The organism is Pseudomonas sp. GW821-FHT01A09 (genome assembly GCF_058986725.1).
The window spans coordinates 498,747-513,061 of sequence record NZ_JBYSWB010000001.1; the positions used below are offsets into that span (position 1 = coordinate 498,747).

10 protein-coding genes are annotated in these 14,315 nt (G+C 63.3%); 5 read left to right on the forward strand and 5 right to left on the reverse strand.

Annotated features, from left to right (window positions below):
• Window positions 1–7: 7 nt before the first annotated feature.
• The 4 genes from AC3WJP_RS02220 to AC3WJP_RS02235 are packed head-to-tail and all read right to left on the reverse strand — an operon-like array spanning window position 8 to window position 3,925.
• A complete protein-coding gene (locus AC3WJP_RS02220; RefSeq protein ID WP_493719587.1) occupies window positions 8–748 on the reverse strand; it encodes an ABC transporter ATP-binding protein in 741 nt (246 codons plus the stop codon).
• Window positions 745–1,701: a branched-chain amino acid ABC transporter permease gene (locus AC3WJP_RS02225; protein WP_493719588.1), complete on the reverse strand. Its 957-nt coding sequence runs from the start codon at window positions 1,699–1,701 to the stop codon at window positions 745–747. The genes AC3WJP_RS02220 and AC3WJP_RS02225 overlap by 4 nt, the downstream gene beginning before the upstream one ends.
• Complete coding sequence (locus AC3WJP_RS02230) at window positions 1,701–2,603, reverse strand: branched-chain amino acid ABC transporter permease (RefSeq protein WP_493719589.1); 903 nt, start codon at window positions 2,601–2,603, stop codon at window positions 1,701–1,703. The genes AC3WJP_RS02225 and AC3WJP_RS02230 overlap by 1 nt, the downstream gene beginning before the upstream one ends.
• The gene (locus AC3WJP_RS02235; protein ID WP_493719590.1) at window positions 2,600–3,925 is read right to left on the reverse strand and encodes an ABC transporter substrate-binding protein; all 1,326 of its coding nucleotides are present in this window, start codon (window positions 3,923–3,925) and stop codon (window positions 2,600–2,602) included. The genes AC3WJP_RS02230 and AC3WJP_RS02235 overlap by 4 nt, the downstream gene beginning before the upstream one ends.
• A 401-nt stretch (window positions 3,926–4,326) precedes the next feature.
• On the opposite strand from AC3WJP_RS02235, the gene AC3WJP_RS02240 reads away from it, so the two are divergent.
• Window positions 4,327–5,130 (forward strand): CSS-motif domain-containing protein, encoded by an 804-nt coding sequence (locus AC3WJP_RS02240; RefSeq protein ID WP_493719591.1) that lies wholly within the window; start codon window positions 4,327–4,329, stop codon window positions 5,128–5,130.
• Window positions 5,131–5,343: 213 nt separating this feature from the next.
• Window positions 5,344–6,897, forward strand: a complete 1,554-nt coding sequence (locus AC3WJP_RS02245) for an EAL domain-containing protein (RefSeq protein ID WP_493719592.1) — start codon at window positions 5,344–5,346, stop codon at window positions 6,895–6,897.
• On the opposite strand, the gene AC3WJP_RS02250 is transcribed toward AC3WJP_RS02245, so the two are convergent.
• Window positions 6,894–7,826, reverse strand: coding sequence for an AEC family transporter (locus AC3WJP_RS02250; protein ID WP_493719593.1), 933 nt, complete (start codon window positions 7,824–7,826; stop codon window positions 6,894–6,896). The genes AC3WJP_RS02245 and AC3WJP_RS02250 overlap by 4 nt on opposite strands.
• A 323-nt stretch (window positions 7,827–8,149) precedes the next feature.
• On the opposite strand from AC3WJP_RS02250, the gene mexE reads away from it, so the two are divergent.
• The 3 genes from mexE to AC3WJP_RS02265 are packed head-to-tail and all read left to right on the forward strand — an operon-like array spanning window position 8,150 to window position 14,097.
• Window positions 8,150–9,388 (forward strand): multidrug efflux RND transporter periplasmic adaptor subunit MexE, encoded by a 1,239-nt coding sequence (gene mexE / locus AC3WJP_RS02255; protein ID WP_493719594.1) that lies wholly within the window; start codon window positions 8,150–8,152, stop codon window positions 9,386–9,388.
• Between the two features lie 12 nt (window positions 9,389–9,400).
• A complete protein-coding gene (locus AC3WJP_RS02260; protein WP_493719595.1) occupies window positions 9,401–12,589 on the forward strand; it encodes an efflux RND transporter permease subunit in 3,189 nt (1,062 codons plus the stop codon).
• Window positions 12,589–14,097: an efflux transporter outer membrane subunit gene (locus AC3WJP_RS02265; RefSeq protein ID WP_493719596.1), complete on the forward strand. Its 1,509-nt coding sequence runs from the start codon at window positions 12,589–12,591 to the stop codon at window positions 14,095–14,097. Before AC3WJP_RS02260 ends, AC3WJP_RS02265 begins: the two co-directional genes overlap by 1 nt.
• The last annotated feature ends 218 nt before the right edge of the window (window positions 14,098–14,315 follow it).

Genomic DNA, 14,315 nt, shown 5'->3' on the forward strand with positions numbered 1-14,315 from the left:
CAACTCCTCAGATGCCCAGCACCTGGCGTTGCACGTCAGGGTCGGCGAGTACCACTTCAGGCTTGCCATCGGCGGCGATGCCGCCGCTGATCCAGGCCGCCACGCGGGTCGCGTAGCGGCGCACGATGTCGACATCGTGCTCGACGAAGATCGCCGTGACCCGCTGCTCGTCCAGCGCGCGCATGAGGATCTCCATGACCCCGTGCTTTTCTTCGCTGGACACGCCGCTGGTGGGCTCGTCCATGATCAGCAGCCGGGGTTGCAGCATCAGTGACATGGCCACGTCGAGCAGCTTGCGCTGGCCCTCGGGCAAGTTGCTGACCGGCTCGTGCTCACGCTCGCGCAGGCTCACCAGTTCGAGCACGCGATCCACCGCGGCAGCGTCGGCGCTGCGTGCCAATGGCCGCCAGAACGGCAGACGCGACTGGCGCGCCATGCCGGCCAGCTGCAGGCACTGGCGCACGCTGTGTTCGAGAAACAGCTGGGGCAACTGGAACGAGCGCGCCATGCCCTGACGCACGATGCGCCGCGGCGACTGGTGGGTGATATCGTTACCGGCGAAGCTCACCTGGCCGGCGGTGGGGCGAATCAAGCCAGTGCAGATGTTGATGAAGGTGGTCTTGCCAGCGCCGTTCTGGCCGATCACCGCCAGGCGCTCGCCTTCTTCGAGGCTGAAGTCGATGCCGTTGGCGACCACCAGGCCGCCGAACGCCAACGTCAGGCCGCGGGTCTGCAGGAGCGTGCTCATGACTCGCCCTCCAGGGTTTCGCGCAGTGCCGCGCGGCGTTTGCGCAACAGGCCACTGAGCCCGGTGGGCAAAAAGTAGATGATCACGATCAAGGTCGCGCCCAGCAACAATTGCCAGGCACCGCTGACCAGCACCGCCGCGTACATTTTCAGGAATTCGTAGAGCAAGGCGCCGACGAAGGCCCCCAAGGCATGGCCAGAGCCGCCGAGGATGGCAATGAACACGAATTCGCCGGAGCGCAGCCAGTAGCCCATTTCCGGGGTTACCAGTCCCTGCGAAAGGCCGAACAGCGAGCCTGACAGACCGCACAGGCCGGCCGACAACACATAGCCCTGCCAGAGCAGCTTCTTGGCACTGATGCCCAGGTATTCCAGGCGCATCTCGTTGCTTTTCATCGCCATCAACGCCTCACCGGCACTGGAGCGGAAATAGCGTTGCACAGCCCAGATCACCAGCAACGCGCAGACCAACACCAGCACCAGCAAGGCGGTTTCGAAGCCGTTGCGGGCCAGGTCGAAGCCCAGCAGGGTCGGCCTGGCCACCCGCAACCCATCGGTGCCGCCGGTGTAGGCGTAGAACTTGCCGAGCAAGGTGAACAGCACCATCGACAACGCCAGGTTGAGCATGCCGAAGAAGATCTCCCGGTAGCGCACCACGAAGGCACCGATGAGCATGCCGGCCACCAGACTGGCCAAGGTGCCCAGGACGATCAGCAGCGAGCCGTCGAGGCCGGGATAGCGCACGCTCAGGTACGCCACCGTGTAGCCCGAGATGCAGGCGTACATGGCGTGGCCGAAAGAGATCTGCCCGGCCCGCAGCAGCACGACGATGCCCAGCGCAGCCAGGCCGTAGCACAGCGCCAGAATCAGCGGCAGCTTGAGCCACGGGAAGGCGGCGGCGAGGCCCAGCACCAGGACGCTCAGGGCAATGGCCCCATAGAGAGTGGTTCGCATCAGATTCTCCTCGCCTGGACCACGGTGAACAGCCCCTGCGGCCGGATCAGCAGCACCAGCACCATGATCACGTAGGGCATCACTACTTCCAGTTCAGGCATCAGGTACACGCAGAAGGACCGCGACAGGCCGATCATCAAGGCGACGATGAGCGCGCCGGAGATCTGCCCCAGCCCGGCGCTGGCGACCACTGCGAACGACAGCACGATCATGTCGGCGCCGATCCCGGGGACCAGCGAGGTAGTAGGCGACGCCAGCGCCCCGCCCAGCGAGCCGAGCATGGCGCCGACCACGAAGGTGAGGTAGGCGATGCGCCTGGCGTTGATGCCCATGGCCGTCGCCACCTCCCGGTCATGGGTCACCGCGACGATCTGCCGGCCCATCAAGGTGCGGCGCAGGAACCACTGCAACAGCAGGTACACGGCGATCGCCGCGCCCGGCACGAACATCAGTTGGTAGTTCATGTACACCACGCCCAGCAACTGCGAGGTGCCCATCTGGTTGACCACGTCGGCAACGAAATACGGCTGAGTGCCCCAGATCATGCGCTGCAGGTCTTCGAAGATCATGAACGCGCCGAAGGTGACCAGCAGTTGCAGGATCGGGTCACGGTCCTGGAAGCGCCGCAACAGCAGCATCAGCACCGTGCCGAGAACGACCCCGACCAGCAGCGCGCCGCCGATCAGCGCGGTCAGCGAGGCGGCCAGCGAATCACCGCCCTGCCCCAGCCATACGCCCAGGGACGCCGCCGCATAGCCGCCGCAGGCGTACAGGCTGCCGTGGGCGACGTTGAGGATGCGCACCACGCCGAAGATGAAGGTCAGCCCCAATGCCACCAGAAACAACAGCCCCGCGTACGACACCCCATCGAGCATCGCCAGCATGAAGATGTCGCGACTCATGGCTGCTTATCCAGCAGGCTGACCTTGTCGAGCATTGCCGGAGTGAGGGTTTTCAACCAGGTCGGAGTCGATTGGCCTGCGGGCGTGGTCACCAGCGCGGCTGGCACGATCATGATGTCCTTGAGGATCTTGAACTTGTAGTCCGGGCTGCTGGTGGTCACGCCGAACAGTTGGTCCTCGAGGCCCTGGCCATCTTCCGGGCGAATGCTGACCGGGCTGGTCAGACCGCGGAACTCCAGGCCACGGAACGACTTGGCCAGTTGCGCCTCGTCAGGCCACTGGCCGTTGTTGGCGGCGATGGCTTTCCTGAAGGCGGCGGTCATGGCGTCGAGCGCCTGCACCATGTGGTACACGGAGTAGATCGGGTACACACCGGTCTTGGCCCGGTACTTCTCGACGAAGGCCTTGAACTTGGGATCGTTGACGTAGCGCGGCTCCAGGAAATAGTGATCGCCGCGGGCACCGATCAGCACGCCATCGGGCAGGCTGCTGCCCAGGCGCTCCAGGGACGACTCACCGAGAGCCAGGAAGAACTGCGAGTTCTTCAGCAGGCCGCGCTGGCTGGCCTGGCGTACGAAGGTGTCGAGGTCACCGCCCCAAGAGGTGCTCAGCACCACATCGGGACGCAGCACCTGCAGGCGGCTGACTTCAGCGGAAAAGTCCGACGCGCCGAATTTGGGAAACAGCTCGGCGACCACTTGCACATCGGGTTTGAGGGCCTTGAGGGTGGTCTGGAAGATGTCCCAGGAATCGCGGCCCCAGGCGTAGTCCTGGTTGACCACGGCGATGGTCTTGAAGTCGGGCTTCATCTTCAGCAGATACAGGACGCTGGCGACCATCTCGGTCACGGCGTTGGCCTGGCTGCGCACGATGTATTGATACTGATGGCCTTCGATGGCCTTTTCGGTGCCGCAGTCCCACAGGATGTTGACCACCTTGAGGTCTTCGGCGACGGGCGCGAGGGTGTTGCAGTTGCCACTGGAGATCGACGCCAGCATGACCTGGGCGCCCTGCTCCTGGACCACCCGGCGATACTCTGACAATAGCCGGTCGCCCCCGACGCCTTCGTCGATGTAGATCGGATCGACCTTGACGCCATCGATACCGCCAGCGGCATTGAGTTCGTCGAGGTAGATTTGCGCGGCCTCCTTGGCCGGCATGCCGAACACCGAGGCCGGACCAGACATGAAGGTAGTGATGCCGATCGGCAAGCTGGCAGGCTTTTCAGCAGCCTGCGCACCCAGGCTGGCGAGGCACCCCAGGGTGACGGAGCATAAAGAGAAGGCGAACAGACCCGCAGTCATTGCTTTGCGCTTGAACATGGCTTTGCCCTTTCGGCTATTGTTTTTGTTGAAAAGCGTACGTCTTGAAGCGTTGCCCTCGTGGCAGAGTGACGAGGGCCCGGCATGTTGTGAATCTTTAAATGTATAACCCGGCGTTCAGTCTGGCCGAACGCCGCGTCAGGCATATCAATGGCGCCATCTCCACCAACGCCAGAAGACTAGGCCAGCATGGACCCCGTTGCCACGCCATCAATCCGCCGGTGAATGGGGCTTGCTTGCCGACAACGGGCTTGCAACCATATTTTTCCTACCTGCGCGGGTGAATAAACTCACGCTCACCGTCCTCCCGCACAATGCTATTCACCGATTCGATTCCTTAGCCTGAAACCTTCGCGCTGCCCACGCGGGCAGCCGTCATTCATCAGCAAGGGATTGCCTACATGACCCAGCATCGTACCGCGCCACCCAGACCCGCCCCCGCCTTGAGACTCAAACCGCTGTTGCTGTCCGCCCTAGTCGGGCTGATCCCGGTCGTCAGTGGCCTGCTCATTCTCTACTGGCAGGTCGATCGTTCGTTGATGCGCGACAGCCTCGCGGCCGGCCAGCGGGCCATCAATCACCTCGACCGCACTCTGGAACGAGCCGATGATCTGGCCGCACGGGCCAGTGAACTTGCCGGGCAAGAATGCAGCACCATCCTCGAACCCATGCGTCGAATGGTCGTCGGCTACCCCGAAGTAAGGTCCATAGCCATGGGCGGCAGCGATCGGCTGCTTTGCAGCAGCGAACTTGGCGAATTCTCTGGCACGCCGATCCCGGATACGCTTTTGACCAGCAAGTTGGTCTTGCGGACGGGCAGTACGGTGACACCGGATCGGCCTTCTCTGATATTTCGTCGCTTCGAAGGTGAAGACAGTGTCAACGCGGTGGTCGATGGGCAGGTACTGGGCGAGAACCTCGCTTACGCAAGCTACGGCGCCATAGTCCTGCTCGAGCAGAACGGGCTGTTCCTCGATAATACGGGGCGTATATCCGCCTACGACTACGACGATCATGCCGACTATCACGCGGTGCAGGTATCTACCCGGTACGGATTCAACGTCCACAGTGGCTACGGCTCGGACAAGGCCACGCAGGCGTTCAAGGCGCAGGCATTGTCCATGTTGGGTTCGCTGTTGTTATTGGGTGTCATTACCGCCGGTGTGTGTCATTGGCTGTCTAGTCGGCCACGCCAGCAGCGCTGAATGCCGAATTGAAGCGCCGGCCAACGGCGCTTTATCTGATCGAACCCCCGCACATAATCATACGAAAGGCTAGCTCGCAGTCTTGCGAGTCACCACGCCCGCCATTTGTGGCTATCATGCATCGAGCTGTCTAACCGGGGCCATCGACCGGGACCGAGCCTATGCAGGGCAGACGTCCCTGGCCCTGCCCTGTCGCGCCGCCGGTGTCTGCCTATGCCCCTGAACCTCAAGTCCGCACGCCCCAATGCCCTGCTGCCCTGGCTGGTGGGCGCCGTGCCCGTGCTCTTGGGGCTGGTGATCACCTATTGGCAGGCCGAACGAGCGCTGGTCGGCGATGGCGAGCTGACCGCGAGTGAAACCGTCGAGCAAATCGAGCGCATCCTCGATAACGTTTCCGGCGCCGCCGACGAACTGCTGCCGCTGGCCGGTACGTCTTGCGCGAATGCGCAACTGGCCTTGCGCGATCAGGTTGCCCGGCGCCCGTACGTGCGGTCCACCATCATTGCCGATCAGGGCCGGCTGTATTGCAGTTCGCTGTTCGGCGACTTCAGCGAGCGCTTGAACGCTGCGGATTATGTCGACGGTCGGCTGTCGTTGATCAACGGCAATAGCGTGACTCCAGGGCGCGCGGTACTGCTCTACCGCGCCCATCGCGATGATCCGCAGCACCCCGACCAGAGCGCCATCGCCGCCCTGGACGGCACCCACCTGATCAACACCCTCAACACCTTGGGCCGCAACAATGATCTGATCCTGCAGGTTGGCCCGGACTGGCTCTCGGCCGACGGCCAGGTGCAGGATCAAGCCATCCCGGCGTTCGACATGGCCCCTGTCACTGTGCAATCGGCGCGCTACCCCATCAGCGTGCACACCGGCTTCGCTGCCGGCTCCGCCTGGCAGTTGATGGCCAGCCGCTACCCGGCGTTGCTGGCCCTGTTGCTGTTCCTCGGCGTGTTGGCCGGGCTGATCTGTCGCTGGCTGCTCAAGCGCGCCCATTCTCCGCCGGCCGAGCTGCGTCGGGCCTTGCTGGCTACGGAGTTCGTGCCCTACTTCCAGCCGGTGGTGCGCAGCACCGACAAGCAATGGGCCGGCGCCGAGATCCTGATGCGCTGGCAGCACCCGCGCGAAGGTCTGGTGCGCCCCGACCTGTTCATTCCGCTGGCCGAAGACTGCGGTGAAATCGTCCCCATGACCCGCTCGTTGATGCGCCAGACCGCAGCGCTGCTCGGCCCGCAAGCCGATCGCTTGAGCGAACGGTTTCACCTGGCGTTCAACATCAGCGCCGCCCACTGTCAGGATCTGGCCCTGCTCGACGACTGCCGCGAATTCCTCGCCGCGTTCCCCGCAGGAAGCATCAAGCTGGTGCTGGAACTGACCGAGCGCGAGCTGATCAAGCCCAGCGACATGACCCAACGCCTGTTCGCGCAACTGCACGAGATCGGCGTAATGATTGCCTTGGACGACTTCGGCACCGGCCACTCCAGCCATTCCTATCTGCAGGCGTTCAAGATCGACTGCTTGAAGATCGACCAGAGTTTCGTTGCCATGATCGGCGTCGAGGCGCTGTCGCGGCACATACTCGATAACGTCATCGACCTGTGCCACAAGCTGGAGCTGCAGATCGTCGCCGAAGGCGTGGAAACGCCGGAACAAGGCGCGTACCTGACGGCGCAGAAGGTCGATTACCTACAGGGTTACCTCTACGCCAAGCCCATGCCGGGGGCGGACTTCGTCGCGCAGCTAGCCGAGCGTCAGCCGCTGCCCTAGTGCTTGATGAAGATCAGCAACAGGCTGATGGTAATGAAAGACGCCAGAGTGGTGATCACCAGCGCCGCCGCGCAGCGGCCTTCCAGGCCGAAGCGCTGGCCGAGGATCGGATACACGCTCATCATCGGCGCACTGGCCATGATCAGGCCGGCGGTCATCATCGCTGGCTCGACATCCGCCAGCACCAGGAATCCGAGGCCGAGCAGCAACGGATGCAGGATCAGCTTGCCCCCACCAATCTGCAGAATCTCCCCCAATTGCCCGCGCACCTTGGTGCCATACAGCACGCCGCCAATGACGAACAAGGCGACGGGCGCCGAGGCCATCGACAGCATTTCGATCAGTTTCAGCGGTACCACCGGCAGCTTGACCTCGGCGAGCGACAGCAGGCAACCGGTGATGATCGCCAGGATCAGCGGGTTGCGGGACAGGCGCTTGAAGGTTTCGCGCACTACCGTCAGCGTCGAGCCACCGCCCTGGTGGCCGGCCTCGGCGAGCGCCAGGGCCAAGGGAATCATCACCATGTTCTCCACCATCATGCCCAACGCCAGCGCCACCCCGGCCTGCGGCCCGACCGCCATCAAGGCGATGGGGTAGCCGATGAAACCGCTGTTGGAAGTGCCCATCCCCATCGCGGCGATGGCGCTGTTGCTCAGGTTGTGCCCATGGACCTTGCGAAACACCGTAAGGCCTACCGCCAGACACCCCAGCGAGGCCAGCACATAGGCAATCAGGTAATGCGGGTTGAGGACTTCGGCGATCGGCCGCAGCGCCAGAGCACGCAGGACCAGCGCCGGCATGGCGAACGTAATGACGAAAGTGCCGAGGCCGCGCATTTGTTCGCGGCTCAACAGGGAGAAACGGGCGGCCAGGTAACCCATGCCGATGATGCAGAAAATGGGTGCGGTGATACCAAGAACTTCCAGCAAGCGGGCTCCCCTTGGCGCTGGCGACCGACAGTCACGGCCCCAGGCTCCCTTGATTGTTGTGTACTGGTGCATGCACGATAATCGCTCGACTGGGCCATCTCCAGTATTTTTATGAATGCAGCTTTTCAGCGAATACCCGAGCGCCTTACCGGGACATCGTTATCAGCCTAATTGATAGCATGCTTTCTAATTAGCTTTTTTTACGTCGAATTTTTCGATCTTTATCATTCACAGTGATATTCATCTTCGAACCATTCGATTCGTCGATGGTCATGATCGAAGCCATGATCCGCCCACTCTCAATTTATCGGTGGGCAGCTCACATGGAACAGTCTCTCAATCATTTGCGTTTTCCTCTCGCGGCCATCGCCCTGGTGGTCATGACTGCTTGCGGTCGCGCGCCGGAGGTTGCCCAGGCCCCTGCTGCACCGCCCGTCAGCGTCGCCAAGGTGCTGGAACAGCCGATCAACGAGTGGGACGAATTCACCGGCCGCCTCGAAGCCCCGGAAACCGTTGAAGTGCGGCCACGGGTATCCGGTCAGATCGACAAGGTGGCCTTTACCGAAGGCGCATTGGTAAAGAAAGGCGACCTGTTGTTCCAGATCGATCCGCGGCCATTCCAGGCCGAGGTCAACCGCCTCGACGCCCAGGTCAGCCAAGCCCGCGCCACTGCTGCCCGGACCGAGAACGAAGCGCAGCGCGGCGAGCGCCTGAAAGCCAGCAACGCGATTTCTGCGGAGCTGGCCGAAACCCGCACCACCACCGCACAGGAAGCCCGCGCCGGCGTTGCCGCCATCCAAGCGCAACTGGATCTGGCGCGCCTGAACCTCAGCTTCACCCGCGTCACCGCGCCCATCAGCGGCCGCGTCAGCCGCGCCGACATCACTGCCGGCAACATCGTCACCGCCGACCAGACGCCGCTGACCACCGTGGTCTCCACCGACAAGGTCTATGCCTATTTCGATGCCGACGAGCGTGTGTTCCTCAAGTACAACCAGCTGTCGCGCGCCGGCCAGCGCAGCCAGACCAGCCCGGTGTACCTGGGCCTGTCCAACGAAGACGGCAACCCACACCTGGGCCAGATGGACTTCGTCGACAACCAGGTCAACCCGCGCACCGGCACCATCCGCGGCCGCGCGGTGTTCGACAACAGCGACGGCAGCTACACCCCGGGCCTTTATGCACGTCTGAAACTGGTGGGCAGCAAGACCTACGCCGCCGTGCTGATCAAGGACGAAGCCGTCGGCACCGACCTGGGCAAGAAATTCGTGCTGGTGATGGACAAGGACAACAAGGCGACCTATCGCACCGTCGAGCTAGGGCCCAAGCTCGAAGGCCTGCGCATCGTGCGCAAAGGTCTGGTCAAGGGTGACAGCATCGTCGTCAACGGTCTGCAGCGGGTGCGCCCCGGTTCCACCGTAACGCCGCAGGACGTGCCCATGGCCAGTGACGCCACCCTCGCCGCCCTCGCCCGGCAGCAACAGGCCCTCGAAGCCCGCAACACCGTCAACAACGATTCGCCGGCGCCCCGCCTGGCGGCTGTTACTTCGCCACGCGGTTAAGGAAGCATCCCGATGAACTTCTCGCAATTCTTCATCAAGCGGCCGATCTTCGCCGCCGTGCTGTCGCTGGTGATCCTCATCGCCGGCGGCATCGCGCTGTTCCAGCTGCCCATCAGCGAATACCCGGAAGTGGTGCCGCCGACCGTGGTGGTGCGCGCCAACTTCCCCGGCGCCAACCCCAAGGTCATCGGTGAAACCGTGGCCGCGCCGCTGGAGCAGGCCATTACCGGTGTTGAGCACATGCTGTACATGTCTTCGCAATCGACCGCCGACGGCAAGCTGACGCTGACCATCACCTTTGCCCTGGGCACCGATCTGGACAACGCCCAGGTGCAAGTGCAGAACCGCGTGACCCGCACCGAGCCCAAGCTGCCGGAAGAAGTCACCCGCATCGGCATCACCGTCGACAAGGCCTCTCCGGACCTGACCATGGTGGTGCACCTGACCTCGCCCGACAAACGCTACGACATGCTGTACCTGTCCAACTACGCCACGCTCAACATCAAGGATGAACTCGCCGCGCTCAACGGCATCGGCGATGTGCAGCTGTTCGGCATGGGTGACTATTCGCTGCGGGTCTGGCTCGATCCCGACAAGGTCGCCTCGCGCAACCTGACCGCCACCGATATCGTCAACGCGATTCGCGAGCAGAACCGTCAGGTCGCCGCCGGGCAACTGGGTTCGCCGCCCGCCCCCAATGCCACCAGCTTCCAGATGTCGATCAACACCCAAGGGCGGCTGGTCAACGAAGAAGAATTCGAGAATATCGTGGTGCGCGCTGGCGCCAATGGCGAGATCACCCGTCTGCGCGACGTCGCTCGCGTGGAGCTCGGCTCCAGCCAGTACGCCCTGCGCTCGTTGCTGGACAACCAGCCGGCGGTGGCCATTCCGATCTTCCAGCGTCCGGGCTCCAACGCCATCCAGATTTCCAACGATGTGCGGGCGAAGATGGCGGAGTTGAAAAAGAACTTCCCTGAAGGCATGGACTACGCCATCGCCTACGACCCGACCATTTTCGTCCGCGGTTCGATCGAGGCCGTGGTGCATACGCTGTTCGAAGCGTTGATCCTGGTGGTCATCGTGGTCATCGTGTTTCTGCAGACCTGGCGCGCCTCGATCATCCCGCTGGTGGCGGTACCGGTATCGCTGATCGGTACCTTCGCGGTGATGCACCTGTTCGGCTTCTCGTTGAACGCGCTGTCGCTGTTCGGGCTGGTGCTGGCCATCGGCATCGTGGTGGACGACGCCATCGTGGTGGTGGAGAACGTCGAGCGCAACATCGAACTCGGACTCGAACCGGTGGCGGCGACACGCAAGGCCATGGCGGAAGTGACCGGGCCGATCATCGCCACTGCGCTGGTACTGTGCGCCGTGTTCGTGCCGGCGGCGTTCATTTCCGGGCTCACGGGCCAGTTCTACAAGCAATTCGCCCTGACCATCGCTATTTCGACGGTGATCTCGGCGTTCAACTCGCTGACCCTGTCGCCGGCACTCTCGGCGGTGCTGCTGAGGGCCCACGACGCCCCGAAAGACCGCTTCTCGCGCTTTCTCGACAAGACGCTGGGCTGGTTCTTCCGCCCCTTCAACCGGGTGTTCGAAAAAGCCAGCCACGGTTATGTCGGCGCGGTTCGTCGGGTCATCCGCGGCAGCGGCATTGCGCTGTTCGTGTATGCCGGCCTGATGGGGCTGACCTACCTGGGCTTCGCCAGTACGCCGACCGGTTTCGTGCCCGCCCAGGACAAGCAATACCTGGTGGCCTTCGCGCAACTGCCGGACGCCGCGAGCCTGGACCGTACCGAAGATGTGATCAAGCGCATGTCGGATATCGCCCTCAAGCAACCGGGCGTGCAGTCGGCGATCGCCTTTCCGGGGCTGTCGATCAACGGTTTCACCAACAGCCCTAACAACGGCATCGTGTTCGTCACCCTCAAGCCGTTCGATGAGCGCAAGGACCCGAGCCTGTCGGCAGGCGCCATCGCTGGCGCCCTGAACGGCAAGTTCGCCTCGATCCAGGACGCCTACATGGCGATCTTCCCGCCGCCGCCGGTGATGGGCCTGGGTACCATTGGCGGCTTCCGCCTGCAGATCGAGGACCGCGGCAATCTGGGCTATGACGAGCTGTTCAAGGAAACCCAGAACATCATCGCCAAGAGCCGCAGCGTGCCGGAACTGGCAGGCTTGTTCACCAGCTACACGGTCAACGTGCCGCAAGTGGACGCCAACATCGACCGCGAAAAAGCCAAGACCCACGGCGTAGCCATCAGCGACATCTTCGACACCCTGCAGGTGTACCTGGGTTCGCTGTATGCCAACGACTTCAACCGCTTTGGCCGCACCTATCAGGTCAACGTCCAGGCCGAGCAGCAGTTCCGTCTCGAGCCTGAGCAGATCGGTCAGTTGAAGGTGCGCAACAACGTCGGCGAGATGGTCCCGCTGGCCACCTTCATCAAGGTCGACAGCGCCGCGGGGCCGGATCGGGTCATGCACTACAACGGCTTCGTCACCGCCGAGATCAACGGCGCCGCCGCACCGGGCTACAGCTCCGGCCAGGCCCAGGCCGCGATGGAAAAACTGCTCAAGCAGGAATTGCCCAACGGCATGACCTACGAATGGACCGAGATCACCTATCAGCAGATCCTCTCGGGCAACACCGCGTTGCTGGTGTTCCCACTGTGCGTCCTGCTGGCGTTCCTCGTGCTGGCGGCGCAATACGAGAGCTGGAGCCTGCCGCTGGCAGTGATCCTGATCGTGCCGATGACCCTGCTGTCGGCCATTACCGGGGTGATCCTGTCGGGTAGCGACAACAACATCTTCACCCAGATCGGCCTGATCGTGCTGGTGGGGCTGGCGTGCAAGAACGCGATCCTGATCGTCGAGTTCGCCAAGGACAAGCAGCAGGAGGGCCTCGATCCGCTGGCTGCGGTACTGGAAGCCTGCCGGATGCGTCTGCGGCCGATTCTGATGACCTCGTTCGCTTTCATCATGGGCGTGGTGCCGCTGGTCACTTCTACCGGCGCCGGTGCCGAGATGCGTCATGCCATGGGCGTGGCGGTGTTCTCCGGGATGCTCGGGGTGACCTTCTTCGGCCTGTTGCTGACGCCGGTGTTCTTTGTGCTGATCCGCCGTTACGTCGAACGTGCCCAGGCCCGCAAGGCCGCCCGAGCGGAACAAATGCGCGCACGGCCTTTGGAGAACCACTGATGAGTGCCCTTGAACATCAACCGCCGCGAGTGCGCAACGTGACGATCAACCGCCTGAAACTGTTTGCCCCGAGCCTGCTGGTCCTGGCACTGGCTGCCTGCGCCGTGGGCCCTGACTACAAGACCCCGGACACGGCGGCGGCGAATGTCGTCGCTGCCAACGACGCGAGCCACTATGACCACTCGCGCTTCGAAAGCATCTGGTGGCAGCAGTTCGATGATCCGACCCTCAACGCGCTGGTCACCCGGTCGCTGCAAGGCAACCGCGACTTGCGCGTCGCCTTCGCCCGCCTGAAGGCCGCGCGGGCGATCCGCGATGACATCGCCAACGACAATCTGCCGGTGGTGACCAGCCGCGCCAGCAGCGAGCAGAGCAAGGCCCAGGTGCCCGGGCAGACCACCGACCGGGTCAAGATCGAACGCTATGACCTGGGCCTGGACATGGCCTGGGAGATCGATCTGTTCGGCCGCATCCAGCGCCAGCTGGAGGCCAGCAACGCCCAAGAAGACGGGGCCCTGGCCGACCTGCAGCAGTTGCAAGTGGCCATGATCGCCGAACTGGTGGACGCCTATGGCAACCTGCGCGGGGCTCAGTTGCGCGAACATATCGCCAACGAGAACCTCAAGAACCAGCAGGATTCCCGCGCGATCACTGTCAGCCTGCGCGATGCCGGCGTCGGCAATCAGCTCGACGTGGTACGTGCCGATGCACGCCTGGCGGGTGTGGAAGCGACCATTCCGCAACTGCAAGCCGATCAGGCGCGGGCACGCAACCGCATTGCGACCTTGCTGGGCGAGCGTCCGGATCACTTGAGTGTGGACCTGAGCCCCAAGCAACTGCCAGCCATCGCCAAGGCCTTGCCGATCGGCGATCCGGGCGAATTGTTGCGCCGGCGCCCTGATGTGCGCAGCGCTGAGTGCAAGCTGGCCGCCGCCACGGCCAATATCGGCGTGGCCACGGCTGACCTGTTTCCGCGGGTGAGCCTCAGCGGCTTCCTCGGTTTTACCGCAGCGCGCGGCTCGCAGATCGGCGCCAGTGCCGCCAACGCCTGGAGCCTGGGCCCGAGCATCACTTGGGCGGCTTTCGACCTGGGCAGTGTCCGTGCCCGGATCCGCGGCGCCAACGCCAATGCCGAGGGCGCCCTGGCGACCTACGAGCAGCAGGTGTTGTTGGCTCTGGAAGAATCGGAAAACGCTTTCAGCGACTACGGCAAGCGCCAGCAGCGGCTGGTCTCGCTGATGCGTCAGAGCGAGTCGAGCCGCGCTGCGGCGGACTTGGCCTCGATCCAGTACCGTGAAGGTGGGGTGGATTATCTGGTGCTGCTGGATGCCGAACGTGAGCGTTTGAGTGCCGAAGACGCCCAAGCCCAGGGCGAGATCGAGCTGTATCACGGCATCGTGGCGATCTACAAGGCGCTGGGTGGCGGTTGGCAGCCGGACGCGAATCTTGCGGCGGCAGGACCGGCCCCTTCGCGGGCAAGCCCTGCTCCCACAGGCGCACGGCTCTAGGACAAGGGGCTCCCGCAGGACTGTGGGAGCAAAGCTTGCTTGCGAAGAGGCCCGGCCTGATCAACCAATCTCCCACAGGCGCACGGCTCTAGGACAGGTTGCTCCAAGTTGCACAGCCAGGGCAAGTGGCTCGCGCAGGACTGTGGGAGATTCTATGGTTTTCAACAAGCCAGAATCGGTGCTTTGGATTGGTATTCGCTCTGGTTTTTCAACAGGGC

Coding starts and splice junctions, on each gene's coding strand:
- AC3WJP_RS02235 (WP_493719590.1), bottom strand. CDS start 3,925: ATGTTCAAGCGCAAAGCAATGACTGCGGGTCTGTTCGCCTTCTCTTTA.
- AC3WJP_RS02230 (WP_493719589.1), bottom strand. CDS start 2,603: ATGAGTCGCGACATCTTCATGCTGGCGATGCTCGATGGGGTGTCGTAC.
- AC3WJP_RS02260 (WP_493719595.1), top strand. CDS start 9,401: ATGAACTTCTCGCAATTCTTCATCAAGCGGCCGATCTTCGCCGCCGTG.
- AC3WJP_RS02245 (WP_493719592.1), top strand. CDS start 5,344: ATGCCCCTGAACCTCAAGTCCGCACGCCCCAATGCCCTGCTGCCCTGG.
- AC3WJP_RS02220 (WP_493719587.1), bottom strand. CDS start 748: ATGAGCACGCTCCTGCAGACCCGCGGCCTGACGTTGGCGTTCGGCGGC.
- mexE (WP_493719594.1), top strand. CDS start 8,150: ATGGAACAGTCTCTCAATCATTTGCGTTTTCCTCTCGCGGCCATCGCC.
- AC3WJP_RS02240 (WP_493719591.1), top strand. CDS start 4,327: ATGACCCAGCATCGTACCGCGCCACCCAGACCCGCCCCCGCCTTGAGA.
- AC3WJP_RS02225 (WP_493719588.1), bottom strand. CDS start 1,701: ATGCGAACCACTCTCTATGGGGCCATTGCCCTGAGCGTCCTGGTGCTG.
- AC3WJP_RS02265 (WP_493719596.1), top strand. CDS start 12,589: ATGAGTGCCCTTGAACATCAACCGCCGCGAGTGCGCAACGTGACGATC.